Source organism: Mesorhizobium sp. M0701, assembly GCF_040320365.1.
GTDB lineage: Bacteria > Pseudomonadota > Alphaproteobacteria > Rhizobiales > Rhizobiaceae > Mesorhizobium.
In genome coordinates this window covers 18,407-43,019 of sequence record NZ_JAMYPO010000023.1, presented here as the reverse complement: position 1 = coordinate 43,019, position 24,613 = coordinate 18,407, and the positions used below count along the sequence as shown (strand labels likewise).

Here is a 24,613-nt window from a genome sequence, read left to right as displayed (position 1 = left end):
CGGCAGGACAGAGGGGGGTGTTCAAGTGCTGTCATCCCCTCAAAACCTCGGAATGTCCGGAAACGCCACTTGCCCGCGATGCACGTGCATCCGCCCGAGCTCGGCGCATCGCCTCAATTGCGGGAAGACCTTGCCGGGATTCAAAAGATGGTTGGGGTCGAAGGCGCATTTGACGCGCATCTGCTGGTCGAGGTCGATCTGGTTGAACATTTCCGGCATCAGGTCGCGCTTCTCGACGCCGACCCCGTGCTCGCCGGTCAGCACGCCACCGACCTTGACGCAGAGCCGCAATATGTCAGCGCCGAAACTCTCCGCCTTGTGGAGTTCGCCCGGCACGTTGGCGTCATAGAGGATGAGCGGGTGCAGATTGCCGTCGCCGGCGTGGAAGACATTGGCGACGCCGAGCCCGTATTTCTCCGACAGTTCGTGCATGCCGGCGAGCACGCGCGGCAGTTCCTTGCGCGGGATGGTGCCGTCCATGCAGTAGTAGTCGGGCGAGATGCGGCCGACCGCCGGGAACGCCGCCTTGCGGCCGGCCCAGAAGCTCAGCCGCTCCTGTTCCGATTGCGACGTGCGGCATGTGGTCGAGCCGTTCCTAAAAGCAATGGCTTCGACTAGGCCGATCAGGTGGTCGACCTCGACACCCGGCCCGTCCAGCTCGACGATCAGCAGCGCCTCGACATCGAGCGGATAGCCGGCCTGGACGAAATCCTCGGCGGCGTGGATGGCCGGACGGTCCATCATCTCCATGCCGCCCGGAATGATGCCGGCGCCGATGATGTCGGCAACGCATTGGCCGGCCTGCTCGCTGGTCGGGAAACCGATCAGCAGGGCACGCGCCGTCTCCGGCTTCTTCAGGATGCGTACGGTGACCTCGGTTACGACGCCGAGCAGTCCTTCGGAGCCGGTCATGACGCCGAGCAGGTCGTAGCCTTCCGCGTCGAGATGGCTGCCGCCGAGGCGCACCACCTCGCCATTCATCAGCACCATCTCGATGCCGAGCACATTGTTGGCGGTGAGACCGTATTTCAGGCAGTGCACGCCGCCGGAATTTTCCGCGACATTGCCGCCGATCGAGCAGGCGATCTGGGAGGATGGATCGGGGGCGTAATAGAAACCCTCCTGCTCGACGGCGGTGGTGATGCCGAGATTGGTGACGCCGGGCTGGGCGACGACGACGCGGTTCTGAAAATCGATCTCGAGGATGCGGTTGAAGCGGCTCATTACCAGCAGCACCGCGTCTTCGAGCGGCAGCGCACCGCCGGAGAGCGAGGTGCCGGAGCCGCGCGGCACGACGCGGATGTTGCGGTCGCTGCAATATTTCAGCACCCGCGAGACCTGGGCCACGGTTTGCGGCAGTACAACGACGAGCGGCAATTGCCGGTAGGCGGTGAGCCCGTCGCTCTCGAAGGCGCGCATTGCATTGGCGGCGTCGACGACGCCCTCGCCCGGCACGATGATGCGCATATCGGCGACGATCTCGTCGCGCCGGCGCATCGTGGTGTCGTCTGGTTTCGGCATGGCAAGGCCGGACATCGACAGCCTCCTTCGATCGACTGGTAAAAATCTTTTACCAGCGACCGCGGTCGGTTGCAAATGCCGCTTTGGCCGGGATGAGAGGCCTATGGCCGAGACAGCCTTCCGCAGCGGCAATCTGCCGCTGCGCCCCACACTACTCGCCCGGCTGCTTGCCTGGTTCGGAGTGCATGCGGCGGACGCGGCGCACGCCCCACCAGACGAGCACGATGGCGAGCGGCACCGAGGCGGCGGTGACCAGTTCCGGCGCGAAGGCATGGCCGAAGATCGAGGCGCCCTTGGCGACGTAGCCGATGAGGCCGACGACATAGTAGGAAACCGCGGCGACCGAGAGCCCCTCCACCGTCTGCTGCAGCCGCAATTGCAGGCGGGCGCGATTGTTCATCGATGCCAAAAGATCGCGGTTCTGCTTCTCGACCTCGACGTCGACCCAGGTGCGCAGCAGTGTGGTGGCACGGGTGAGCTTCGTCGACAGGTTGGCCTGACGCTCCTCGACCGAACGGCAGGTACGCATCGCCGGCGCCACGCGGCGCTGCAGAAAACCGCCCCAGGTGTCGTAGCCGGGCACCGCCTCTTCGTCGAGCGCCTCCAGCCGTTCGCGCACGATGCCGTCATAGGCGCGGCTGGCGCCGAAGCGGTAGAGGCTGGAGGCGGCATCGGCCTCCAGCTCGGCGGCCAGTTCGGTCAAGTCGGCAAGTAGCGTCTGGCTGTCGCGGGTCTCGGCAACCTTCATTTCCAACGTGGTCTGGGCCAGCCTGTCTTCGATGCGGCGGGCGCGACCGGACAGCGTCAGGGCCAGCGGCAGCCCAAGCATGGCCAGCGTGCGGTAGGTCTCGATGTCGATCAGCCGCTGCGACAGTGCCCCGGTGCGCGCCGGGGTCAGGCCGCGGTCGAGCACCAGCATGCGGGTCAAGCCGTCGCCATCCTGACGGAAATCGGTGATGATGGCCGCGTTGCCGCGCTCGACCAGCGAATAGCACAGGCTGGTCGGGTCGAAGCCGGCGATCAGTTTTTCGTTCGCCGGCGTCCATTTGCGGATCTCTAGCCTGATGCCGGAAATCACCGTGCCCGGCGGCGAAAACCCGTTGCCGAAGGGTGTGTCTTCTTGCCCCCTGCCGTTTTCGGCGAGCGGGCCTTCCCAGAGATAGGTCGAGAATTCCGTGTGGCGTTCCCAGCGCAGCGAGCCCTTGCCCCATTTCATCGCGTGGTGGCGGGCGTGAGGATCGGGCGCGGCGATGCCGAGGCGTCGCGACAATTCGGAAAGCACGGCCTGATCGATCCCGGATCCAGCTTCGGTCATGAAGGAAAGCTGCACCAGCACGCGCGGCTTTTCGACCAGCGGCTGCGGCCGGGCGTGGACCTCGCCGAGCGCGCCCGGCCGACCTTCATGCGCCGGAAAGCCCATAACGGTGCCGCCCACGGCTTTGGCGCGCAGCTGGAATTCGAGGTTGGAAGGGTCGGCGTCTGGCACGGCTGGTCCCCCGGGCTTCTGTGAGCCCTTTGGCAATGATGTCCCTCTAGAGGCAATCGCCAGGGGACGCAAACGCCCAATTTAGCTGAAGATGATATGGCGCCGCGGCTGTGAAACGGACCCGGCCCCCGGCGAATTGGATAAATAATTTGACCAGTTGGCGACGCCGGCTTTATCTTGCGCGACATCGGTTCAACCCCCAGGCATCCCGTTTGAGCGACATTTTCTCCCGGATCGAGCATTCGCGCACCGCCGACGAGGTGGTGCAGCAGATCGAGAGCCTGATCCTCGAAGGCGTCCTGCGCACCGGCGACCGGCTGCCGGGCGAGCGCGAACTGGCGCGCCAGTTCGAGGTGTCGCGGCCGATCCTGCGCGATGCTTTGAAAGCCTTGGAAGGGCGCGGGCTGTTGACGACACGGCCAGGCGGCGGCACCCATGTCGCCGATGTCATCGGCCAGCTGTTCACCAAGCCGGTGACCGACCTGATCTCGATGCATCGCAAGGCGGTGACCGACTATCTGGAGTACCGCCGCGAGATCGAGGCGGTGGCGGCGGAATATGCGGCGCGGCGTGCCACATCGGACGATCTGGCGCTGCTCGACCGCATCATGGCACGTATGGACGAGGCGCACCGGACCGGCAATTTCGACGACGAGGCGGAAATCGACGTCGAGTTCCACCACGCGATCTGCGAATGCGCGCACAACATCATCCTGCTGCACACGCTGCGCTCCTGCTATCGGCTGCTGTCGGAAGGCGTGTTCCAGAACCGGCGGCTGGTGTTCAACGTGCCGGGCGCGCGCGAGGCGCTGCTTTCGCAGCACCGGGCAATCTATGCGGCGGTCAAGGCCGGCGATCCGGCCGCGGCGCGGCAGGCGGCGATGGACCACATCTCCTATGTCGAACGATCGATGGCCGAGGCCGAGCGCAGCGGCGACTGGCAGCGCGTGTCGCGGCTGAGGCTCAGGCAACGCTCCGAGCCCGGTGACGGTGAGGCGGCAAGAAAACAGCCGTAGGCACCGCCCAGAAAATTCAACGACGAAGCAGCGAAGAACCAGCGGAAAAAAGATCCATGAGCAGCATTCTCACCATCGCCGACCTCAAGGACCTGGCGCGCCGCCGCGTGCCGAAGATGTTCTTCGACTATGCCGATTCCGGCGCCTGGACCGAAAGCACCTACCGCGCCAACGAAGAGGATTTCCAGAAGATCAAGTTCCGCCAGCGCGTGCTTGTCGACATGGACAACCGCTCGCTGGAATCGACCATGATCGGCGAGAAGGTGACGATGCCGGTGGCGCTGGCGCCGACCGGCATGACCGGCATGCAGCATCCGGACGGCGAGATGCTGGCGGCCCAGGCGGCGGAAGAATTCGGTGTGCCGTTCACGCTGTCGACAATGAGCATCTGCTCGATCGAGGATGTCGCGTCGGTGACCAGGAAGCCGTTCTGGTTCCAGCTCTATGTGCTGCGCGACAAGGACTTCGTCTTCGATTTGATCGATCGCGCAAAAGCGGCGAAATGTTCGGCGCTGGTGCTGACGCTCGACCTGCAGATCCTCGGTCAGCGCCACAAGGATATCCGCAACGGGCTTTCGGCGCCGCCGCGGATGACGCCGAAGCACATCTGGCAGATGGCGACAAGGCCGCGCTGGTGCGTCGGCATGGCCGGGACCAAGCGCCGGAGCTTCCGCAACATCGTCGGCCATGCCAAGGGCGTCGGCGACCTCGCCTCGCTGTCGTCGTGGACGAAGGAGCAGTTCGATCCGCATCTGTCGTGGAAGGACGTCGCCTGGATCAAGGAGCGCTGGGGCGGCAAGCTGATCCTGAAAGGCATACTCGACAAGGAGGATGCGCTGATGGCGGCCAGGACAGGCGCCGACGCGATCATCGTATCCAACCATGGCGGCCGCCAGCTCGACGGCGCCTCGTCGTCGATCATGGCGCTCGAAGAGATCGCCGATGCCGTCGGCGACACGATCGAGGTGCATATGGACGGCGGCATCCGCTCCGGCCAGGACGTGCTCAAGGCGCTGTGCCTCGGCGCCAAGGGCACCTATATCGGCCGGCCTTTCCTGTATGGCCTCGGCGCACTCGGCAAGGAAGGGGTTACCAAGGCGCTGGAAATCATCCGCAAGGAGATGGACATAACGCTGGCTCTGTGCGGAAAGCGTCTGGTCACCGACATGGGCAAGGATCAGCTTCGGCGCTAAAGTCCCGTGACGGCATGACCACGGAGGCGACGCAGGCATTGACGGAGCCCGGCATCAGTTTCTACGAGGCGCGCGGACCGCAAGGCATGCGCCTTTACGCGATCGGCGATGTGCACGGCCGGCGCGATTTGCTGACCGCCATGCACCGGCGGATCGAGGCGGAGCTCAGTCAAAGGCCGTCGGCCGATTGGCGCGTGATCCATCTCGGCGACTATGTCGATCGCGGCCCGGACTCCAGGGGCGTCATCGATTTCCTGATCGACGCGCAAAAACGCGATCCGCGTCACCTGATGCTCGCCGGAAATCATGATCTCGGCTTTCTCGATTTTCTCGATGTCCCCGATCCGGACGGGCTGTTCATGCGCTATGGCGGCATCCAGACGGCGCTATCGTATGGTGTCTCACTCGGTGGGAGCAGCGCCTGGTTTGGCCGCGCCGATGCGGCATTGCGGCAAGGGCACGCCGCGCTGGTCGAGGCGGTGCCGCAGAACCATGTCGAGTTCCTGCGCTCGCTGCCCTTCTCAGTGACGTTCGGCGACTTCTTCTTCTGCCATGCCGGCATCCGGCCCGGCGTTGCGCTGGAAAGCCAGAGCCGGCAGGACCTGATCTGGATCCGCGAGGTCTTCCACGACCACACCGGCCTTCATCCCAAGATCGTGGTGCACGGCCATACGCCGGTGCCCAAGGCCGAGATCACCGGGAACCGCGTCAATGTCGACACCCTCGCCTGGCAGTCGGGAAACCTCACCGCGCTCGTGGTGGACGGCGCGGACAAGCATATCCTGACAGTGACGGGTGAGCGGGCATAGGTAAGGCGTGGAGTTATGTGCAGAGGGTCTAGCGAAGCGCCGCGGTGACGCCGTAGCCGTCGACGGCATTGTGGTCGTTGGCCGCGTCGGCGGAATAAATGCCGAGGCCGCACAAGACGATGGCCGACAACATGGCAAAGGACAAAAAGGCTGCTTTCACGGACGTCATCTCTTGTTGAGCTTCCTGCATCTAGGCACGAGCGGGTTACCAATGCGTTGAAACGCAAAATACGTCGCAAATGTCTGACGGTTTCGCGCTTCTAGGCATGTTCTGTATCGGCGGTGTGTCGCGCGGGTCACAGGAAAGGTTCATCGCGGTTGCACGCAAGATGCAGAGCGGGCGCCTTTTAGGCTGGCGGACAGACACAGGCCAAGGATGAAACGCGTTATCCCCGGCGGATTTGCCGCCGCGTGCCAAATATGCAACGTCGCCAAATACGTTGACTATATGGGCCGTCAGATCGTCGCCACCCAGGCGCGGGCGATGGCCAGGCCGGCGGCATCGGCTTGCGGTCCGTTGCGGGCCAATTCCTCGTCGAGCCGGACGGCCCAATCCGGATGGCGTTCGGCGATCAGCGGTGCGAAGGACGTGCTCCAGTCGCGAACCATCGGCCGGTCGGCCTCGAAATGGAACTGGAAGCCGTAGACGGCGCGGCCGATGCGGAACGCCTGGTTCTCGGCGACGGCATTGCCTGCCAGCCGCACGGCAGTCTCGGGCAAGACAAAGGTGTCGTCGTGCCATTGGAAGATCGGGAATTTTTCGGGCAAGGCGGCGAGCACCGGATCGGCCTGCGCCGCCGCAGTGAGCGCGACCTCGTGCCAGCCGAACTCCGACGCGCCGCCGATCTGGTTCTCGCCGCCAAAGGCGCGCGCGACCAACTGGCTGCCGAGGCAGATACCAAGCACCGCGCGATCCCTCTCGGCAAAGTCGCGTGTCAGATCGAGCAGACCCGGAAAATAAGGACAGAGCTCGTCGTCCAGCGCATTCTGGGCGCCGCCGAGCACCACCATGGCGTCATGCCCGCCGCTATCTTGCGGCAGCGCGTCGCCGCAGTAGGGACGGCGCAGGTCGATAGCGGCACCCGCCTCGACAAGGGCCGCGCCGATCTGGCCAAGGCCCTCATTGTCGAAGTTCTGGACAACCAAGACCCGCATCGAAACCTGCTGACATGAAATTGATGCAACGAGCGATATCATGGCGCCAGCATTGCAGCCAACAGGGAACGCCTATGCCACTGCAAAACCGGATCGACCCGTTCGGCACCATCCATGCCGTGCCGGAGCGCGGCCTGTTCATGGGCAATCGCGGCATCATTCACGACCCCGAGACGAGAACGCTGTTGAAGAAGCGCTGGGCGCTGCAAGCCTGGATCATCTGCGTCTGCGAATTCGGCAACGTGCGGCGCGAGCCGATGGGGCGCAACCGGGCTGGCGGCAAGGCCGGCTGGACCGAGCTGTTTTTCCTCGACGAGGTGACGGCGCTTGCCGCCGGCCACCGTCCCTGCTTCTTCTGCCGGCGCGAGCGGGCCAGGGATTTTGTCCGGCGTTTCGGCGACGCCTGCGGCATTGCCGAGCCACGCGCGCCGCAACTCGACAAGCGCCTGCACAAGGAGCGCCTGGCATCGGGCGGGCGGGCGACGAGACTGGAACCGGAAGCGCTTGCGGACTTGCCGGACGGCGCAATGATCTCGTCAGGAAACAGGGCGTTCGTCCTGTTTGATGGCGCCGCGCTGCCCTGGAGTTTCGGCGGTTATGGCGAACCGGTGGGGTTCGGCGGTTTTACCGACGGTCCAATCCGCCTGCTCACGCCAGCGACAACTGTTTCGGTGCTGCAGAAAGGCTACGAGCCTGTCTGGCATCCTTCCGCCGAGGCTTGACGCCGAGGGTGACGTTGCCGCATTCCTCGGCGATGCGCGCCAATTACAAGATGCAGCGGCTGTTCGTGCCGGACGGGCTTGGACCGGACATCGAGTTCGACGTCGGCCCGCAGCAGAGCCATTATCTCTCGCACGTGCTGCGGCTCGGCGAAGGCGCCGAAATTCTGGTCTTCAACGGGCGCGACGGCGAATGGTCGGCGGCGATCGCCATGAAGTCGAAGAAGGCGTTGCGCCTGAAGTTGCTGGCATTGCAGCGGCCGCAGCCGCCGTTGCCCGATCTCGTCTATTGCTTCGCGCCGCTGAAGCAGGGGCGGCTCGACTACCTCGTGCAAAAGGCGGTCGAGATGGGCGCCGGCATCCTGCAGCCGGTCATCACCCAGCATACGCAAGTGGCAAAACCCGGCATCGAGCGCCTGCGCGCCAATGTCGTCGAGGCGGCCGAACAATGCGGCATATTGGCGGTGCCGGAGCTGCGCGAAGCGGAAAAATTCGAACGCCTGCTCAGCAACTGGGACGGCGAGCGGCGGCTGATCTTCTGCGACGAGGATGCATCGACCAACAATCCCCTGCCGGCATTGCAGGCGGTGCGGGAGAGAAAGCTCGGCCTGCTGGTCGGACCGGAGGGCGGCTTTTCCGACGAGGAACGCAAGATGCTGAGAGCGCTGCCTTTCGTTACCGCGATTCCGCTCGGGCCGCGCATCCTGCGAGCGGATACGGCGGCGGTGGCGGCACTGGCGCTGATCCAGGCGACAATCGGCGATTGGTGATCAATTCCAATTACCCGCTGGCTCAGGATTTTTCGCTTGATCGGCTACTGACATTTCGTCCATCTAGCGCCGGCAGCGGCCGCGTGTCCTTTCGGGCGCGCAAAGGACGCTGTAGCATTTGATTGGGCACCTGATCCGTTCCGAAAATCGAAGCCGATTTTCAGGGTCATGTGCGGAGGGCTCCTATGGCGCGCGATACAACCGATTTCCGGCCGATAGAAAGCGTCGACGAACTCGTCGAGCACCTGGCCGAAGGCAACAAGCCGCGCGACAAATGGCGCATCGGCACCGAGCACGAGAAATTCCCGTTCTATGTCGACGGCAATGCGCCGGTGCCCTATGGCGGCGAGCACGGCATCCGCGCCATCCTCGAAGGCATGCAGGACAAACTCGGCTGGGACCCGATCATGGATGCCGGCCGCATCATCGGACTGGTCGAGCCGACCGGCCAGGGCGCGATCTCGCTGGAGCCCGGCGGCCAGTTCGAACTGTCCGGCGCGCCGCTGGAGACGATCCACCAGACCTGCCGCGAAGGCAATGCGCATCTGGCGCAGGTGCGCGAGATCGCCGAACCGATGGGCATTCGTTTTCTCGGCCTTGGCGGCAGCCCGAAATGGTCGCTGGCCGAGACGCCGAAAATGCCGAAATCGCGCTACGAGATCATGACCCGCTACATGCCCAAGATCGGCACCAAAGGTCTCGACATGATGTACCGGACCTGCACCATCCAGGTGAACCTCGACTTCGAAAGCGAAGCCGACATGCGCCGCAAGATGCAGGTGTCGCTGAAGCTGCAGCCGCTGTCGACGGCGCTGTTTGCCAACTCGCCCTTCACCGAAAGCCGGCCGAACGGCTTGCAGAGCTGGCGCGGCGAGATCTGGCGCGACACCGACAATCAGCGCTCCGGTCTGCTCGAATTCTGCTTCTCGCCCGATTTCGGCTTTGCCGATTATGTCGAATGGGCGCTCGACGTGCCGATGTATTTCGTCATCCGCGACGGCCAGTATCACGACATGACGCACATCACCTTCCGCCAGTTCATGGCGGGCGCCGCCCGCCATGAACTGCCGGACGGGCTGCCGACGATGGGCGACTGGGCAAACCATCTGTCGACGCTGTTCCCCGACGTGCGGCTGAAGCGCTTTCTCGAAATGCGCGGCGCCGATGGCGGGCCGTGGCGGCGCATCTGCGCGCTGCCGGCCTTCTGGGTCGGGCTGCTCTACGATGCGGCTGCGCTCGACGCCGCCGAGGCGCTGACCTCGAGCTGGAGCTATGACGAAGTGCTGGCAATGCGCAACGCGGTGCCGGAACAGGGCATTTCGGCGCCCTTCCGCAACACGACATTGCGCGAGATCGCCCGCGACGTGCTCGTCATCTCGCGCATGGGACTGAAGAACCGCGGCCGCAAGAACCGCGACGGCTATGACGAGACGTCGTTCCTCAACACGCTGGACGAGGTCGTCGCGCGTGGCACCACCAGCGCCGAAGAGATGCTCTCGGCCTACCACACACGCTGGGGCGGCTCGATCGAGCCGGTGTTCATGGAATACGCGTATTAACGCTTCGCTATCCGCTTGGCCGATGGTCCGGCAAATTCGCTTCAATCAGTGATGGAAACGAACTAGGCTTCTCCAACGAGGATTTTCCCGGAGGAGAAAACAATGCCTTCCTTGTTCGATATTCTGGCACAGGCCCAGAACGGCAACGGCATGCAGGCGCTGGCCCAGCAGTTCGGGCTTTCGCAGCAGCAGACGCAGGCGGCGGTCGCGGCGCTGCTGCCGGCCTTTTCGCAGGGGCTGAAGCGCAACACGGCGGACCCTTATGGGCTCGGCTCCTTCATGACGGCGATGGCCAGCGGCCAGCACGCCAAATATTTCGAGGATGCAAGCCGGGCCTTCTCGCCGCAGGGCCTCGATGAAGGCAACGGCATTCTGGGCCATTTGTTCGGCTCGAAGGATTTGTCGCGGGCCGTCGCCAGCCAGGCCGCGCAGGCGAGCGGCGTCAGCCAGCAGGTGTTGCAGCAGATGCTGCCGGCAATCGCCTCGATGATGATGGGCGGGCTATTCAAGCAGACCACCAACCAGCTAGGCGGGCAGATGCATGCGGCAGGCGGTGGCGGCAATCCGCTTGGCGAGCTCATCGAGCAGATGATGCGGCAGGCTGGCGGCGGCAGCCAGGCACCGACCCCTCAGCCTGCAGGCCCCACGGATAACCCGCTCGGCAAGGTGCTGCAGGATATGTTCGGCGGGCAGCAGCCGCAACAGACGCAGAGCCCTTACGGCGACAATCCGCTGGGCAAGGTGTTGCAGGACATGTTCGGCGGCGGGCAGCAGCCACAAAGCCAGCCGCAACAGACACAGAACCCTTATGGTGACAATCCGCTCGGCAAGGTGCTGCAGGATATGTTCGGCGGCGGTGCACCACAGCCACAGCAGCCGCAGAACCAACCCCAGCAGACACAGAACCCTTATGGTGACAATCCGCTCGGCAAGGTGCTGCAGGACATGTTCGGCGGTGGCGCACAACAGTCTCAGCCGCGTCAGGCGCCGCAGCAACCCCAGGCGCCGCAGCCGCAGGCCAATCCGAGCGGCAGGCCGAGAAATCCGTTTGACGACCTGTTCGGCAAGATGTTCGAGACAGGCGCCCAGCAGCGCGACGACTACCAGAAAGGCATGGAGTCGATCTTCGACCAGTTCAAGCAGGGCATGGGCCGGCGCTAGACCAGACACCGGCAACCAATCATCAGTGCCGCCCAAAAAAGAAAGCCCGGTCCTGGGAGGACCGGGCAGCGCGCAGGCTGGCCGGGGGATCCGGCAGGGAGTGGGGAGCCTGCGTAACTTGGTGGCGTCGTGCCTCAAAAAGGTTCAACGCGCCCGAACGGCGAAACCACGCGATCACGCCACCTTGCGGGCAATATCCTCGATCGTTTCGGCGCGCTCGATCGCGATGACGCGAAGCCTTTCGGTCGGATCGCGGCCAAAGGGTACACCGACAGCGACGTGCAGGTCGGCGCGGGTCAGGCCGATGTCGGCGAGCTCGGCATCCGACATCTCGCCGAGGCGATAAAAGGCGCGGCGGTTTTTCCAGGCGCGGTAAACATTGGCAGCGGCGTTGGCCACGCGCGTCGCAACGGCCGGACGCGAAGTGATGCGCGAGGTCTCGGTAGCGAAATCAAACGTAGCCATGTCGGTCTCCTTCACATTCGGACGGGCGAAACCGGTCGATCGGGCGCTGGCGAAAGCGGCCGTTCCGGCTTCGATTCACATGCCTTCATGTGGACAATGCGAATTTGCCATGGCCCGATTGATTAATCCAACGAATGTTTCTAATCTTTAGCATCAGCATCAATGATGGATTAGGCCAATGAAAGCGCCGCTCGATCTCGATCAGTTGCAGACCTTCATCTCGATTGTCGACACCGGCAGCTTTACCCGCGCGGCGGAAGCGGTGCATCGGACCCAGTCTGCGGTGTCGATGCAGATGCGGCGGCTGGAGGAACGGATCGGCAAGCCGCTGTTCGAAAAAGACGGCCGCACCAACAGGCTGACCGAGGAAGGCGACAGACTGCTCTCCTACGCAAGGCGGCTGCTCTATCTCAACAAGGAAACACTGGCCGCCTTCGACGACCGCCGGCTCGAAGGCACCATCCGCATCGGCACGCCGGACGATTATGCCGATCGCTTCCTGCCAGAGATCATGGCGCGGTTTGCCCGTTCCAACCCGCATGTCGAACTGACCGTTATCTGCGAACCGACGCCGGGACTGGTCGAACACATCAAGCGCGGCAATCTCGACCTGGCGCTGGTGACGCACAACGACGCGCGTGGCCAGTCGGAAGTGGTGCGGCGCGAACCGCTGCTGTGGGTTACCTCGGCCAACCATGCGACGCATGAGCAGCCGATCCTGCCGATGGCCTTCGGCCGGCCGAACTGCATCTGGCGGCGGGCCGCCGCCGACGTGCTCGATCAGCAGAGCCGCGACTATCGCATCCTGTTCACCAGCTTCTCTGCCACCGTCATCGCAGCCGCGGTGCTTTCCGGTCTGGCGATCTCGGTGCTGCCGGAATGCGCCCTGCGGCCCGGCATGCGGGTGCTGGGCGAGGCCGACGGTTTCGGCGCCCTGCCCGATTGCCGCATCGGCATCATGCGCGGTCAGACCTCGCGGCCGGAGATCGTCGACGCGCTTGCGCGCCACATTTCGGAGAGCCTCGACAATATTTCCGTGCCACTCGGCGAGGAGACCGGCACGTTCGATTTCGCCGCCCTCGCCTTCGCCAAGATGAAGCGGACCAAGCCGAACCAGATCCTGCCGGGCTGGTGATCGCGCGATTGGGGCGGACATCGAACACGGCCGCCTTGACGCCGGCCAGCAATCGTCCCCCAATCGGCCGATGAGCGACGCAGCATCCGAATCACGCACCAACGCCACCGAATATACGGTGAGCGAAATTTCCGGCGCGCTGAAGCGTACGGTCGAGGACGTCTTCGGCAATGTACGGGTGCGCGGCGAGATTTCCGGCTATCGCGGACCGCATTCCTCCGGCCATGCCTATTTCTGCCTGAAGGACGATCGCGCGCGGCTCGACGCCGTGGTGTGGAAGACCACGATGAGCCGGCTGAAATTCCGTCCAGAGGAAGGCATGGAGGTGATCGCCACCGGCCGGCTCACCACCTATCCCGGAAAGTCGAACTACCAGATCGTTATTGACAATCTCGAGCCGGCCGGTGCCGGTGCGCTGATGGCGCTGCTGGACGAGCGCAAGCGCCGGCTGCAGGCCGAAGGCCTGTTCGACGCGGCACGCAAGCGGCGTCTGCCGTTCATGCCCTGCGTCATCGGCGTCATCACCTCGCCGACAGGCGCCGTCATCCGCGACATCATCCACCGCATCAAGGATCGGTTTCCACTGCACGTGCTGGTCTGGCCGGTGCGGGTGCAGGGCGAGACGGCTGGTGCGGAAGTGACCGCTGCCGTCAACGGCTTCAACGCACTGCCATGGGACGGCGCCATCGCGCGGCCCGATCTGTTGATCGTGGCGCGCGGCGGCGGCAGCCTGGAGGATCTGTGGGGCTTCAATGACGAAGCGCTCGCCCGGGCCGTCGCCGCTTCGGGCATTCCGGTGATTTCCGCGGTCGGCCACGAGACCGACTGGACATTGATCGATCTGGCGGCGGATGTACGGGCGCCGACGCCGACAGGCGCCGCCGAGATCGCCGTGCCGGTCAAGGTCGACCTCGAAGCGACGCTTGCCGGCCTTGGCGCGCGGTTGAAGACCGCACTGTCGCGCAATTTCGAACGCAAGCGGCAGGCGGCACGCGCGGCCGCCCGTGCGCTGCCCTCGCCCGACCAGTTGCTGGCGCTGCCACGGCGGCGCTTCGACGAGGCGACGAGCCGGCTCGGCCGGGCGCTGTCGGTCAGCGTCGAGCGCAAGCGAGCCAGGCTTCTGGGGCAGCGGCTGACGCCGGCGACTTTGTCGCGGCGCATGAACGAAGCCCGCACTCTGACGCGCCGCGACCTCGCCCGTGCGCAAGCGGCTTTCTTCGCCATCGTGCGCGAGCGTCGAGCGCGGTTTTCGCGCACGGCGACTAGACTGTCACCGGCGCCGATCGCAAGACGGCAGAAACTGCAAGGCGATGCCCTGCTGGCGCTGACGCGGCGTCAGGACCAGGCAATTTCGCGGCGGCTGGACCGTCTGCGTGGAAAACTGACGCAGGCAGACCGGCTGCTGGCGACGCTCTCGCACAAGGCCGTGCTGGCGCGAGGCTTCGCGCTGGTCAAGGATGCGGACGGCGCGGTGGTCAAGCATGCGGCGGAAGTGGTGTCGGGAATGGCGCTTTCGCTGGAGTTCGCCGACGGCACCGCCGATGCAGTCGCCATCAGTGGCACGGCGCGGCCGAAGACGGTTGCCAAGCCCGCGGCCAAGCTCAAGGCGCCGGGCGGCCAAGGTTCGCTTTTCTGAGGAAAAAATGACCGACCCGCATCTTGCGACGCCCTCGGGCAAACTGCGCGCCCGCGCCTTCGCGATCCCATTCGATGGCACGCCAGGCCGCTTCAATGCCATCACCGATGTGCCCGGCGTGACGGTCGGCTATACGACGCTGATCTCAGGGGACGGGCCGCTCGTCGTCGGCAAGGGTCCGGTACGCACCGGCGTGACCGCGATCCTGCCACGGCCCAGAGACGAGTTGGCCGTCCCTGCGTTTGCCGGCGTGTTCAGCGCCAATGGCAATGGCGAACTGACCGGCTCACATCTGATAGAGGAACTCGGAGCGTTCAATCTTCCCATCACCATCACCAACACCCATTCCTGCGGCGTCAGCCGCGACGCAACGTTGCGCTGGATGCAGACAGTGCTGCCGCAATCGCTCGACAGCGCCTGGGCTCTGCCGGTGGCGGGCGAGACTTATGATGGCTTCCTGAATGATATCAACGGCCACCATGTGGGCTTCGAGCACGTGTTTTCCGCGCTCGAAACGGCTGAAAGCGGGCCGATCGAAGAGGGCAGCGTCGGCGGCGGCACCGGCATGATCACCTTCGGCTTCAAGGCGGGATCGGGCACATCCTCGCGCAGCGTCGACTGGAATGGAGAGCATTTCACGATCGGCTGCTTCGTCCAGTCGAATTTCGGTACACGGCGAAACCTCGTGATCCGTGGCATCAGAGCCGGAGCGGAACTCGCCGAACCGGCGACCCGGGACAACACGCCGCGAGCGGAAAAGAGCTCGATCATCGCGATCGTCGCCACCGATGCGCCATTCATGCCGCATCAGTTGAAAAGACTGGCGAAACGCGTGCCGCTCGGCGTGGCGCTGACCGGCGGCTATGGATACAATTCGTCCGGCGATATCTTTCTGGCCTTCAGCACGGCCAATCCCGACGCGGCGCGCGGCGCGGCCGGCAAATTGGTCAGCGCCGGCTACATACCGGATGCCGACATCAACCCGTTCTTCGACGCCGTCGTTCAGAGCGTGGAGGAAGCGATCCTCAACGCACTGGTCGCCAATGAAGACATGACCGGGCGCGACGGCAATTTCGTGCCGGCATTGCCGAAAGAGTGGCTCAAGGAGAGATTTGGCAAGGCTGCGCGGCGATAGGACCGCGCAACTGCATCAGACAGGCATTGTTCGCCCGGCAGGTTTTGCCGGGGCGGTCCGTCAGCCGGCAGGCTTGTTGGAATTCTGCTCGTCCTGGTCGGCCTCGGCCGCCTCTTCGAGCCTCGAAGCAATGAGCTCCTGAATGTCGCCGACCTCTTCCTGGATATCCTCCAGGGGTATGCCGGCTTCGGCAGCCTTGGCCGCACATTCCCTGGCGAGGGTCTCGGCCTGCTTCTCGATTCTGGCTGGCGAGGGCTGGCAGTGGACTTTTTCGCCGATCCACCCGCGCAAGAACTCGATCGCGTGTTCACTCATACTGCTGTTTCCCTAGCGGCTATGCCGGTTGGTAATCATAAACGTCGGCATCTTCGAAAAGATGCGTGCTGCCATTCGAGCCGAGTCGGCTTCGCCCGGCAAGCCGAACTTGTCCGAGGTCCACAGAGCTGAAGGGAATGGAGGGTTCAAGGAGCACGTTCTAGTTCTTGAGGACTGATTCTCTCGACGAAACTCGTTCGACCCGCGCTATTGTTTCTATTCGCTTTTTTTCGGTTTTCAAGCCGTTTTAGATCACAATAGATGTCGCAATGACTAGCACATTTACCGCGCTCTCGCCGGCACCATGTAAGAGGCGAGCCGTCAAAGCCGCCGCTATATAGTGACAACCATTTGCAATGTCGACTCTGCTCGCGATCCTGCTTCTTTCCGCCGCGCTTGCTGGGACATATGTGGTGGTGGCGAGGCTTGCGGTGCAAACTGCCGAGCGCCTCATGCAAGGCGTGCAATAGCGCCTTGTGGAACCCTGAAGTGCTTTTCTCAGGGTGGCTCTCTACCGCTGGCGGTAAAGGATCATGCCGGCATGATAGAGGACGCCTTCGACGAACTCACCATCCGCGGTGAAGCCCGTATCGTCCCAGTATTCTATGTGGCTGCCGTGCACTTCATAGCGTCCCCGATAGGCGCTCTCGCGGTCACCGCGCGCTTCGTCATAACGGCCGTTCGGCAGGAGTTCGTGCCTGATATGGCGATCCTCGGTGACCCACATTCCGACATAGGGATGATCTTGGTGCGGCATTGGTTCCTCCGCAAGGATTGGAGTTGAAGGAAGGGTCAGGCCGGTTGGAGCTACAGCAACGGCAATACCCGTAAGCACTGCGGCCAAAGTGGATCGCATCAATGCGCCGCCTTCGTCGGACGCACGACGATCTCGTTGACGTCGACATCGTCGGGCTGTTCGATTGCGTAGCGCACTGCCCTGGCGATTGCATCGGGTTGCAGGGCAATAGCACGCCAGGTTTTCATGGCGGCGGCAGCGGCTTCGTCGGAGATCGTGTTCGCCAGCTCGCTTTCCACCACGCCAGGATGAATGCAGGTTACGCGGATATCGTCACTCTCCTGGCGGAGCCCATCGGAAATCGCGCGGACAGCGTATTTCGTTGCGCAATAGACGGCAGCCGTGGGCGAGACGGCCAGTGCGCCGATGGAACCGATATTGATGATGTGACCGGAGCCGCGTGCCGTCATCTCCGGCAGAACCGCCGCGACGCCGTACAGAACACCCTTGATGTTGACGTCCACCATCAGCTCCCATTCGTCGATCTTCATGGCTGCGATGGCCGACAGCGGCATGACGCCCGCATTGTTGACGATGACATCGACCTGGCCCCATTCGGCCCGGGCGGCATCGGCGAATGCTGCGACATCCTCCCTCCTGGTGACGTCGAGCGCTCGCACGCGAACCGTTCCACCAGCTGCCTCGATTTCGGCCGCAAGCGCTTCAAGGCGGTCGGTGCGGCGTGCGCCGAGCATCAGCTTCGCACCTGCCGCGCCAAGCTCGCGGGCAATGCCAGCGCCGATGCCGCTGGAGGCACCGGTGATCAGAACAACTCTGTTCATGGTCATCGAGATGATCCTTTTGGTTCTGTGATTATTTTCACGATGTGAAGGGATGGCGTGCGGTGCGTCAGCCTTATTTGGGCTCACTGGGCGGTGTAGCCGCCATCGACCAGAAGCAAGGCCCCGGTGATGAAGCTGGATGCCGGCGAGGCAAGAAAGGCGATGGCCTCGGCAACTTCTTGCGGCTGGCCGATCCGGCCGATTGGATGCGCGCCGCCGAAGCTGCGCAGCATCTCCCGGCCATTCTCCACCACGCCTTCCATGATGTCGGTTTCGATCACGCCAGGGGCAACGGCGTTGCAGCGAATGCCCATGCGCCCGTATTCGATCGCGATCACCTTGGTCAGCTGTGCGACAGCCGCCTTGGAGGAGGCATAGGCCGCCTGCGTCTCGAAGGCCGCGACGGCCGAGATCGACGAGACATTGACGATCGCGCCGCTACCGCCGGCGGCCATCAATTCCACTGCGGCACGGGCAGTGACGAAGCTGCCGCGCGCGTTGATCTGCAGGATGCGGTCATAGTCGTCGACCGAGGTCTCAGTCAGTCGTTTGTTGAGCGTGCGACCGGCATTGTTCACGACGATGTCGAGTCGACCGAAGCGCTTCGCGGCGAGTTCGACCGAGCGTCTGGCCAGATCCTCGTCGGCGACATCGCCGACCAGGGTCGCCACATCCTCGGCTTCCAATTCGCGTACGCTGTCGCTGAGATCGCTCGCCACGATCCGGGCGCCCCGCGCCCGCAGCAGTTCCGCCGTGCAGCGGCCGATGCCGCGTGCCGCGCCGGTCACGAGGGCGACTTTTCCATCCAGGTCCCAGGAGGAAGGGAGTGATGTCATGGGATATCTCCTTGTCGGTCGGCTTCGGCTTGGATCGGGAGGATCAAGCCTTCTTGCCGTTGCGACAGAGATAGAGCCATGGCATTGTCGCGATAACCCGCCTGCCGTTAACCTCGATGGTAAGTTTGACTAACCAATGGGACATCGATCTCAATGCAATTGTCGTCTTCGTCGCCGTGGCCGAGGAACGCAATTTTCGCGCTGCGGCAGACCGGTTGGGCGTGACGCGCTCAGCGGTCAGCCAGAGCATCCTCAGGCTTGAACAGCGCCTTGGCATCGCATTGCTGCAGCGCACGACACGCAGCGTCAACCTGACCGAAGCGGGCGAGCGCCTGCTGGCGAGCGTCGCACCGGCGATCGCCGACGTGAACGCGGCAATCGAAGCCACCACGGAGTTTCTGGACCGCCCGCGCGGCCGCCTGCGGATCGCGGTTTCGTCGATCGCAGAGGCCTTTCTGTCAGGACCGTTGCTGGCGTCCTTTGCAGAAAGGTTTCCCGAGGTGCATCTGGATATTGTGGTCACCGACGAGGAATTCGACATCGTTGCCGAAGGCTATGATGCGGGAGTGAGGCTCGGCGAAGTGATCGAGCAGGACATGATTGCCGTGCCGGTATCGGGCGATCAGCGGCAGATGGCCGTCTGCGCCCCGCGCTATCTCGAAAAGTTCGGAGCACCCGCCCATCCGCGCGAGCTTGTGGCACATCGATGTATCGGCTGGCGGCCGGCGCCGGGAGTTTCGCCCTATCGGTGGGAGTTCGGCGAGGACGGGCGCGAGTTCGACGTGGCGGTTGCGCCCGAGATCACTACCAACGACATGTGGCTGATGATCCGGCTGGCCGTTGCAGGCGCCGGGATCACGTTCGGCATGGCCGATACATTCCGCCCCTGGCTCGACCGCGGCGAGCTCGTGCCAATCCTCGACGGCTATTTTCCGCCGTTTGCGGGTTTCTATCTTTATTTCCCCAGCAGACGGAATATCGCGCCGAAGCTGAGAGCCCTCGTGGATCACCTGCGCGGCGCGCGTCAGGCGCGGGACCGTGGGTGAGCGCTACGGGATCGTAGTGAACGCTCGGCGCTATTGGTCAGAAGCCTGGCTGAAAGCTGAATGGTACCGTTGGCTGGGATCGAACCAGCGACCTCCGGATCCACAATCCGGCGCTCTAACCATCTGAGCTACAACGGCACGTTTGCCTGAGCGGGATCGAGATGAAACGTTCGGGACCCGCTCTGTCGTTCGGCGATGCGTCCATACGGGCTATCGGAGTTTAATTCAAGGCTTTTGGCAAGGCAAAAGACTGCTTCCCAGCGCAAGCTTTCGCCGGACAAAGAAAAGGCCGGCGGGAGGAGGTGCCGGCCTTTTCCTGTTACGAGCCAGCGGGAGGAGGTGCTGGCTGGTCACCCCGGTGAGCAGAGGGAGGAGGTTCCACCCGCCGGGTATTCACTTAAACCACTATATCGCACATCTATTTGTCTGACGAAATGCGACCTTTTGATGCATCGTCAAACTGTGCGCAAATATTAGGCGATCTTGATTTCTTTCACGGCCTTCTCGAAGGCGGTCTTGATCGGCTTGGATACGTCCTCGGCCGCCTTGGCAGCAACCGCCTGGAAGTCCTTAGCCTGCTCGACGGTCATTTCGACGCGCTTGCGCAGGAAAGCGGTCTGCAACTCGACGACTTCCGACAGCGACTTGGCGCCGATCAGCGCTTCGAAATGCGAGAAGCCGGCTTCGGCATTGGCGCGCAGGGCGGCGATGGTCTTGAGCGACAGGTCGCTGGAAACGGACTTGGCGGTCTCGTAGGTCGATTCTAGAGCCTTCTGGGTCTCCTCGGCGCCGGTCTTCAGCTTGGCGTAGGCCTCTTTCGACTGCTCAACGCCCTTTTCGGCGAAGGCACGGATCTGGTCGGTGGCCTTGGAAGCGTCGAAGCTCGGGAATTCAACGTTTTCGATCGTTTCAGCGGTCTTGGTCCTGGACATTTTCCATCCTTTTCAGCGGCAGCGGCTTTGACAAAATGCCGTCTTGTTCATCTATCATGGCAATATAAAGGCAAATTTTGTGCATTGCAACATGTTTGTTGCATCGCACCATAAAATATTTGGTTCGCGGCGTTAACCACGCGCCTAGAGATTCCGCTGGTTGCACGCTATGACTTGTGGACCTTCGCGCCGTCGGCTTTTATTAACAAAGCGTTAACCGCAAATTGCCCGCTCTGTGAGGGTCGCCAAGCGCATGCCGGCTGAAAACTACTCCTTCCTTGACGTCGCCGTGCTCGATGCCGTCCGCCGGCGCTTCGCCGCAGGCGACGCGATCGCCATTCTGTCGGCAGACCTCGAACAGGTGATCTGGGCCAACGGGCCCGGCGCGGCGGTATTCGGCTATCCGGACATCGGCGCTATCATCGGCGCCTCGGCAGGTTTGCCGCTGATCGCCCGGCGCCAGATCATGGCAACCAGCGGTTTTCCGCAGATCGGCCGCGACCGTGCCATCACGGTCCGGCTGGCGACCGGCCTGACCAGCCGCGCCGTCGGTTTCCTGGCCAGCGCGGTGACCATGCCCGATGGCGAGGAAGCAATCATGCTGGCGCTGCCGGCGGCGCAGACCGGCTCGCGAAGCGCCGCCGAGATCGCCGACCGCGCGATCGGTGGCTTTACGGAAGACGGCCACTACATCGCCTTTGTCGATGCCAAGGGCAATATCGACGCCGCATCGGACGGCTTTTCGGCGCTCGGCATCCGGCCTGAGACGCTGGCCGCGCTTGTCGCCGACGTGGCGAACGAGAGCGACCGCATCGTCAAGCGCCTGGTTCCGGGTGGGTCCAGCTCCTATCCCGCGGGCCTTGCCCGGCTGACGGAAGAGCGGCACCTGCTGGTGGTGATCGACGAGGACCGGCTTGACGGCGAGGCCCCCGATGGCGAGCGCGCCGGCGGGGAAACCGAGGCGGCAGCGGCACTGAGCGGTGGCGATCTTCCCCAGCCAACGGACCAGGACAACGAGCAGCCGATCGCCAGCACCGGCGCGGCGGAGATCGATCTTGCAGCGATGGAAGGCACCTCGGCATCGGCGGAGCACGAACCTGCCGACGCGGCCGACGATCACCGCACGGTAGGCGAAGCGCCGACGCAGCATGACCATTGGTACTTCAATGCCGGCGACGACGCGCAGGGGCCGCCCGGGGCAACTGCGTCCGGCAAAGTCGAGACCAGCCCGGACGCTTCGCAGGCCGGCGCGGATACTTCGCCGGAAAGCGCCGCAAAAGCCACCAAAGCCGCCTCCCCGGCCGAACACCGCGCTTCGGCGATCGATCGCACCGCCGCGCCCATGCGTTTCGTCTGGCGTACCGACGCGGAGGGCCGGTTCAGCGCCCTGTCGCCGGAATTTGCCGAGCTCGTCGGCAAGCCTGCAGCCGACGTGATCGGACGTCGCTTCGAGGATGTTTCGGCCGCCTATGGCCTCGATGCTTCTGGCGAGATTGCCGGCCTGCTTGAACGGCGCGACACCTGGTCCGGCCGCTCCGTGCTGTGGCCGGTCGCCGGCACCGATCTGAAGATACCCGTCGATCTGGCGGCGCTCCCGGTTTACAGCCGCAGCCGCGTTTTCGAAGGTTTTCGCGGTTTCGGCGTCGCCCGCAGCGGCGATGCGGTGGTCGATCCGGACGCGGCCGGCATGGCCCTTGTCGCCGAGGAGAAGCCCGCCGCGAGCGTTGGGCCGGAAGCCGTCGAACCTCTCCCCGAGACACCTAAATCCGCCGATCCGTTCAGGGGCGAAGTGCCGGCGTTGACCATCGTGCCAAAGCCCGAGCGGCGCTTTGCCGACAAGGTGATCCGGCTGGCCGAGCACCGGCAGCCGGCCAACGACAAAGGCCTGTCGACGCTGGAACGCAGCGCGTTTCGCGAGATTGGCGAGCGTCTCAAGAAGGACAGCACCCCGGCCGAAAAACAGCCCAGCGCCGGAAAGCAGAAGCCGGTTGAGAAAGTCGAGGCAGCAGGCAAGGCCGACGAGCCAAAGCTGAAAGAAGCCGGCCCGACGGACAAGGGTGAGATGCCGGCGCAAGGTCCGGAAAGCGGGGCGGCTGCCGCCGAACCGCCCGAGGCCGATGCCGAAGACCAGAAGGATCTTGCCCGGCTCGACGGCGAGCAGCCGGATGAGGTGGAAGCAGAGGCGCAAGCCGGCGAACCCGTCACACGCCCTGTTTCCGGATCGCTGCTCGACTATGCCGACCGCGAACCCAGCGATGAGGCGCAGGAAGGCGTTGAGCCCAGCACGAACCGTCGAACGATCGTCGCCGAAGCGCCGCGGGATGGCGACGACGACAGCATGACGGCCGAAGACTTCCGTGACGCCGAAGACAGCGAGGATTGGTCCGAGGACAGCGCAGCCGCAGCCGACGCTGCCGGCCAGGTGCCGCCCGTCGAGCGGCCGCAGGCACCACCGCTCAAACTCGACGGCTTCGTGCCGTCGGCGTTTGCCGGAGAGGACAACACGGGGCCGGATACCTCGATCCTCGGCAAGCTGCCAGTGCCGGTGCTTATCCATTCTGGCGACCAGCTGCATTACGCGAACGACGAATTCCTCGGATTGACCGGCTATGCGACGCTCAATGCCCTGGACGAGGCCGGCGGGCTCGGCGCGCTGTTTGCCGACCCTTATGCCGACGACGGCAGTTCGGATGGCGGCGACCGCGCTCTGCGGCTGAAAACGCGCGAAGGTCAGGAGTTTCCGATCGATGCGATTTTACGCTCCGTGCCCTGGGGAAACGGCAAGGCGCTGATGCTGGTCGTACGTCGTTCCGGCGACGACGAGGCAGCAGCCATTCCACATGGCGCCGCCGAAGACCAAACGCAGCCGGATGTTTCCGAGCTCAAGGCACGCATTGCCGAAATGCGCACTATCATCGACACCGCCACCGACGGCGTCGTGCTGATCGGCCGTAACGGAACGATCCGTTCAATTAGCCGTCCGGCGGAAGCGCTGTTCGGCTTCGACAGCGACGAGGTGACCGGCAAACCGTTCGTCTCGCTGTTTGCGATCGAAAGCCAGCGCGCGGCGCGCGACTATCTCGAGGGGTTGTCGGAGCCCGGCGTTGCAAGCGTGATGAACGATGGCCGCGAGGTGATCGGGCGCGAGGCGCAGGGGCGTTTCATTCCGCTGTTCATGACCATCGGCAGGCTGCCCAACGACAGCGGCTTCTGTGCGGTGGTGCGCGATATCACCCAGTGGAAGCGGGCCGAAGAGGACTTGACCCAGGCGCGCGCGGTCGCCGAACGCGCCTCGTCGCAGAAGACCGATTTTCTGGCCCGCATCAGCCACGAGATCCGCACGCCGCTCAACGCCATAATCGGCTTTTCCGAGCTGATGGTCGACGAGAAATTCGGGCCGGTGGCCAATGACCGCTATCGCGACTATCTACGCGACATCAACCGTTCGGGCAACCACGTGCTCGATCTGGTCAACGACCTGCTCGACATTTCGAAAATCGAGGCCGGCCAGCAGGAGATGGCCTATGAGGCGGTGTCGCTTAACGACACGCTGGCCGAAACCGTGGCGATGATGCAGCCGCAAGCCAACCGGGAACGCGTCATCATCCGCTCCAGCTTCGCCTCGCGGCTGCCGGAAGTGGTGGCCGATCTGCGCAGCGTGCGGCAGATCGCGCTCAACATCCTGTCGAACGCCGTCCGCTACACGCAGGCCGGCGGCCAGGTGATCGTGTCGACGGCTTACGAGATCTCCGGCGATGTCGTCATGCGCGTTCGCGATACCGGCATCGGCATGAGCCAGTCCGAGATCGAGCAGGCGCTGAAGCCGTTCAAGCAGATCAATGCGCTGAAGCGCGGCCGTGGCGACGGCACGGGTCTTGGGCTGCCGCTGACCAAGGCGATGGTCGAAGCGAACCGGGCCCGGTTCACCATCAACTCGACGCCCGGCGAGGGAACCCTTGTCGAAGTCGCCTTTCCCTCGACCCGCGTGCTCGCCGGTTAGCTATGGTTGCGCAAAGAAAAAAGGCGTCCAACAGGACGCCTTGAGAAATTGGAATTGCTGTCACAACGGGGCTTGAGCGAATCAGATCCTCTCGGGGCTAAAAGGAACGGGATTTCTCCCTCAAGTTACGCACGACTATTGATGCC

Annotated in this window: 22 protein-coding genes and 1 tRNA gene; 12 read left to right on the top strand and 11 right to left on the bottom strand. The window is 63.9% G+C overall.

Going from position 1 to position 24,613, the window contains the following annotated elements:
* Positions 1–39 precede the first annotated feature (39 nt).
* Together NKI24_RS21020 and NKI24_RS21015 are read right to left on the bottom strand one after the other, a co-directional pair.
* Positions 40–1,536 (bottom strand): FAD-linked oxidase C-terminal domain-containing protein, encoded by a 1,497-nt coding sequence (locus NKI24_RS21020; RefSeq protein ID WP_352747976.1) that lies wholly within the window; start codon positions 1,534–1,536, stop codon positions 40–42.
* 136 nt (positions 1,537–1,672) lie between these two features.
* Positions 1,673–3,007: a DUF3422 family protein gene (locus NKI24_RS21015; protein WP_352747974.1), complete on the bottom strand. Its 1,335-nt coding sequence runs from the start codon at positions 3,005–3,007 to the stop codon at positions 1,673–1,675.
* A gap of 212 nt (positions 3,008–3,219) precedes the next feature.
* On the opposite strand from NKI24_RS21015, the gene NKI24_RS21010 reads away from it, so the two are divergent.
* The 3 genes from NKI24_RS21010 to NKI24_RS21000 are packed head-to-tail and all read left to right on the top strand — an operon-like array spanning position 3,220 to position 6,025.
* Positions 3,220–4,023: a FadR/GntR family transcriptional regulator gene (locus NKI24_RS21010; protein ID WP_352680841.1), complete on the top strand. Its 804-nt coding sequence runs from the start codon at positions 3,220–3,222 to the stop codon at positions 4,021–4,023.
* Positions 4,024–4,079: 56 nt separating this feature from the next.
* Positions 4,080–5,216 (top strand): alpha-hydroxy acid oxidase, encoded by a 1,137-nt coding sequence (locus tag NKI24_RS21005; protein WP_254819311.1) that lies wholly within the window; start codon positions 4,080–4,082, stop codon positions 5,214–5,216.
* 38 nt (positions 5,217–5,254) lie between these two features.
* Positions 5,255–6,025, top strand: a complete 771-nt coding sequence (locus NKI24_RS21000) for a metallophosphoesterase (RefSeq protein ID WP_352748058.1) — start codon at positions 5,255–5,257, stop codon at positions 6,023–6,025.
* A gap of 28 nt (positions 6,026–6,053) precedes the next feature.
* On the opposite strand, the gene NKI24_RS20995 is transcribed toward NKI24_RS21000, so the two are convergent.
* Positions 6,054–6,194: a hypothetical protein gene (locus NKI24_RS20995; RefSeq protein ID WP_352748062.1), complete on the bottom strand. Its 141-nt coding sequence runs from the start codon at positions 6,192–6,194 to the stop codon at positions 6,054–6,056.
* A 287-nt stretch (positions 6,195–6,481) separates the two neighbouring features.
* Positions 6,482–7,180 carry a type 1 glutamine amidotransferase gene (locus NKI24_RS20990; protein ID WP_352747971.1) on the bottom strand — a complete coding sequence of 233 codons (699 nt, stop codon included), beginning with the start codon at positions 7,178–7,180 and terminating at the stop codon, positions 6,482–6,484.
* 74 nt (positions 7,181–7,254) lie between these two features.
* Here NKI24_RS20990 and NKI24_RS20985 point away from each other — a divergent pair, with 74 nt between their 5' ends.
* The 4 genes from NKI24_RS20985 (at position 7,255) to NKI24_RS20970 (ending at position 11,389) form a co-directional block, all read left to right on the top strand.
* Positions 7,255–7,902 (top strand): hypothetical protein, encoded by a 648-nt coding sequence (locus tag NKI24_RS20985; RefSeq protein ID WP_352747968.1) that lies wholly within the window; start codon positions 7,255–7,257, stop codon positions 7,900–7,902.
* A gap of 32 nt (positions 7,903–7,934) precedes the next feature.
* On the top strand, positions 7,935–8,669 hold the full coding sequence (locus tag NKI24_RS20980) for a 16S rRNA (uracil(1498)-N(3))-methyltransferase (RefSeq protein ID WP_352748056.1): 735 nt from the start codon (positions 7,935–7,937) through the stop codon (positions 8,667–8,669).
* A gap of 185 nt (positions 8,670–8,854) precedes the next feature.
* Positions 8,855–10,228: a glutamate--cysteine ligase gene (locus tag NKI24_RS20975; protein ID WP_352747966.1), complete on the top strand. Its 1,374-nt coding sequence runs from the start codon at positions 8,855–8,857 to the stop codon at positions 10,226–10,228.
* 102 nt (positions 10,229–10,330) lie between these two features.
* On the top strand, positions 10,331–11,389 hold the full coding sequence (locus tag NKI24_RS20970; protein ID WP_352541775.1) for a DUF937 domain-containing protein: 1,059 nt from the start codon (positions 10,331–10,333) through the stop codon (positions 11,387–11,389).
* Positions 11,390–11,563: 174 nt separating this feature from the next.
* On the opposite strand, the gene NKI24_RS20965 is transcribed toward NKI24_RS20970, so the two are convergent.
* Positions 11,564–11,854, bottom strand: coding sequence for a DUF1127 domain-containing protein (locus NKI24_RS20965; protein ID WP_352450947.1), 291 nt, complete (start codon positions 11,852–11,854; stop codon positions 11,564–11,566).
* Positions 11,855–12,032: 178 nt separating this feature from the next.
* Between NKI24_RS20965 and NKI24_RS20960 the strand changes: the two genes are divergently transcribed.
* The 3 genes from NKI24_RS20960 to NKI24_RS20950 all read left to right on the top strand — a co-directional run bounded on the left by NKI24_RS20960 (position 12,033) and on the right by NKI24_RS20950 (position 15,760).
* Positions 12,033–12,989: a LysR substrate-binding domain-containing protein gene (locus tag NKI24_RS20960; RefSeq protein WP_023680469.1), complete on the top strand. Its 957-nt coding sequence runs from the start codon at positions 12,033–12,035 to the stop codon at positions 12,987–12,989.
* Between the two features lie 70 nt (positions 12,990–13,059).
* Positions 13,060–14,625: an exodeoxyribonuclease VII large subunit gene (xseA, locus tag NKI24_RS20955; protein ID WP_352747961.1), complete on the top strand. Its 1,566-nt coding sequence runs from the start codon at positions 13,060–13,062 to the stop codon at positions 14,623–14,625.
* A 7-nt stretch (positions 14,626–14,632) separates the two neighbouring features.
* Complete coding sequence (locus tag NKI24_RS20950; protein ID WP_352683103.1) at positions 14,633–15,760, top strand: DmpA family aminopeptidase; 1,128 nt, start codon at positions 14,633–14,635, stop codon at positions 15,758–15,760.
* Positions 15,761–15,820: 60 nt separating this feature from the next.
* Here NKI24_RS20950 and NKI24_RS20945 read toward each other — a convergent pair whose 3' ends face one another.
* The 4 genes from NKI24_RS20945 to NKI24_RS20930 all read right to left on the bottom strand — a co-directional run bounded on the left by NKI24_RS20945 (position 15,821) and on the right by NKI24_RS20930 (position 18,489).
* The gene (locus tag NKI24_RS20945; protein ID WP_023719384.1) at positions 15,821–16,075 is read right to left on the bottom strand and encodes a DUF768 domain-containing protein; all 255 of its coding nucleotides are present in this window, start codon (positions 16,073–16,075) and stop codon (positions 15,821–15,823) included.
* A gap of 511 nt (positions 16,076–16,586) precedes the next feature.
* Complete coding sequence (locus NKI24_RS20940; protein ID WP_352683105.1) at positions 16,587–16,931, bottom strand: Atu4866 domain-containing protein; 345 nt, start codon at positions 16,929–16,931, stop codon at positions 16,587–16,589.
* Entirely contained in the window at positions 16,931–17,659 is a 729-nt protein-coding gene (locus NKI24_RS20935) for an SDR family oxidoreductase (RefSeq protein ID WP_352683107.1), read from the bottom strand. Before NKI24_RS20935 ends, NKI24_RS20940 begins: the two co-directional genes overlap by 1 nt.
* A 77-nt stretch (positions 17,660–17,736) precedes the next feature.
* A complete protein-coding gene (locus NKI24_RS20930) occupies positions 17,737–18,489 on the bottom strand; it encodes an SDR family NAD(P)-dependent oxidoreductase (protein ID WP_352747957.1) in 753 nt (250 codons plus the stop codon).
* Between the two features lie 116 nt (positions 18,490–18,605).
* On the opposite strand from NKI24_RS20930, the gene NKI24_RS20925 reads away from it, so the two are divergent.
* On the top strand, positions 18,606–19,535 hold the full coding sequence (locus NKI24_RS20925) for a LysR family transcriptional regulator (protein WP_352747954.1): 930 nt from the start codon (positions 18,606–18,608) through the stop codon (positions 19,533–19,535).
* A 61-nt stretch (positions 19,536–19,596) separates the two neighbouring features.
* Here NKI24_RS20925 and NKI24_RS20920 read toward each other — a convergent pair.
* Both NKI24_RS20920 and NKI24_RS20915 read right to left on the bottom strand, forming a co-directional pair.
* Positions 19,597–19,673: transfer RNA gene (locus NKI24_RS20920), tRNA-His, on the bottom strand.
* 335 nt (positions 19,674–20,008) lie between these two features.
* On the bottom strand, positions 20,009–20,467 hold the full coding sequence (locus NKI24_RS20915; protein WP_254819298.1) for a phasin: 459 nt from the start codon (positions 20,465–20,467) through the stop codon (positions 20,009–20,011).
* Between the two features lie 253 nt (positions 20,468–20,720).
* Here NKI24_RS20915 and NKI24_RS20910 point away from each other — a divergent pair, with 253 nt between their 5' ends.
* Positions 20,721–24,467, top strand: coding sequence for a PAS domain S-box protein (locus NKI24_RS20910; RefSeq protein ID WP_352747952.1), 3,747 nt, complete (start codon positions 20,721–20,723; stop codon positions 24,465–24,467).
* Positions 24,468–24,613: the final 146 nt, after the last annotated feature.

What these genes read in the sequence shown, in the direction of transcription:
- NKI24_RS21020 (WP_352747976.1), bottom strand. Translation starts at nt 1,536, where the DNA reads ATGTCCGGCCTTGCCATGCCGAAACCAGACGACACCACGATGCGCCGG.
- NKI24_RS21005 (WP_254819311.1), top strand. Translation starts at nt 4,080, where the DNA reads ATGAGCAGCATTCTCACCATCGCCGACCTCAAGGACCTGGCGCGCCGC.
- NKI24_RS20995 (WP_352748062.1), bottom strand. Translation starts at nt 6,194, where the DNA reads ATGACGTCCGTGAAAGCAGCCTTTTTGTCCTTTGCCATGTTGTCGGCC.
- NKI24_RS20990 (WP_352747971.1), bottom strand. Translation starts at nt 7,180, where the DNA reads ATGCGGGTCTTGGTTGTCCAGAACTTCGACAATGAGGGCCTTGGCCAG.
- NKI24_RS20985 (WP_352747968.1), top strand. Translation starts at nt 7,255, where the DNA reads ATGCCACTGCAAAACCGGATCGACCCGTTCGGCACCATCCATGCCGTG.
- NKI24_RS20980 (WP_352748056.1), top strand. Translation starts at nt 7,935, where the DNA reads ATGCGCGCCAATTACAAGATGCAGCGGCTGTTCGTGCCGGACGGGCTT.
- NKI24_RS20975 (WP_352747966.1), top strand. Translation starts at nt 8,855, where the DNA reads ATGGCGCGCGATACAACCGATTTCCGGCCGATAGAAAGCGTCGACGAA.
- NKI24_RS20970 (WP_352541775.1), top strand. Translation starts at nt 10,331, where the DNA reads ATGCCTTCCTTGTTCGATATTCTGGCACAGGCCCAGAACGGCAACGGC.
- NKI24_RS20965 (WP_352450947.1), bottom strand. Translation starts at nt 11,854, where the DNA reads ATGGCTACGTTTGATTTCGCTACCGAGACCTCGCGCATCACTTCGCGT.
- NKI24_RS20960 (WP_023680469.1), top strand. Translation starts at nt 12,033, where the DNA reads ATGAAAGCGCCGCTCGATCTCGATCAGTTGCAGACCTTCATCTCGATT.
- xseA (WP_352747961.1), top strand. Translation starts at nt 13,060, where the DNA reads ATGAGCGACGCAGCATCCGAATCACGCACCAACGCCACCGAATATACG.
- NKI24_RS20950 (WP_352683103.1), top strand. Translation starts at nt 14,633, where the DNA reads ATGACCGACCCGCATCTTGCGACGCCCTCGGGCAAACTGCGCGCCCGC.
- NKI24_RS20945 (WP_023719384.1), bottom strand. Translation starts at nt 16,075, where the DNA reads ATGAGTGAACACGCGATCGAGTTCTTGCGCGGGTGGATCGGCGAAAAA.
- NKI24_RS20940 (WP_352683105.1), bottom strand. Translation starts at nt 16,931, where the DNA reads ATGCGATCCACTTTGGCCGCAGTGCTTACGGGTATTGCCGTTGCTGTA.
- NKI24_RS20935 (WP_352683107.1), bottom strand. Translation starts at nt 17,659, where the DNA reads ATGACCATGAACAGAGTTGTTCTGATCACCGGTGCCTCCAGCGGCATC.
- NKI24_RS20930 (WP_352747957.1), bottom strand. Translation starts at nt 18,489, where the DNA reads ATGACATCACTCCCTTCCTCCTGGGACCTGGATGGAAAAGTCGCCCTC.
- NKI24_RS20925 (WP_352747954.1), top strand. Translation starts at nt 18,606, where the DNA reads ATGGTAAGTTTGACTAACCAATGGGACATCGATCTCAATGCAATTGTC.
- NKI24_RS20915 (WP_254819298.1), bottom strand. Translation starts at nt 20,467, where the DNA reads ATGTCCAGGACCAAGACCGCTGAAACGATCGAAAACGTTGAATTCCCG.
- NKI24_RS20910 (WP_352747952.1), top strand. Translation starts at nt 20,721, where the DNA reads ATGCCGGCTGAAAACTACTCCTTCCTTGACGTCGCCGTGCTCGATGCC.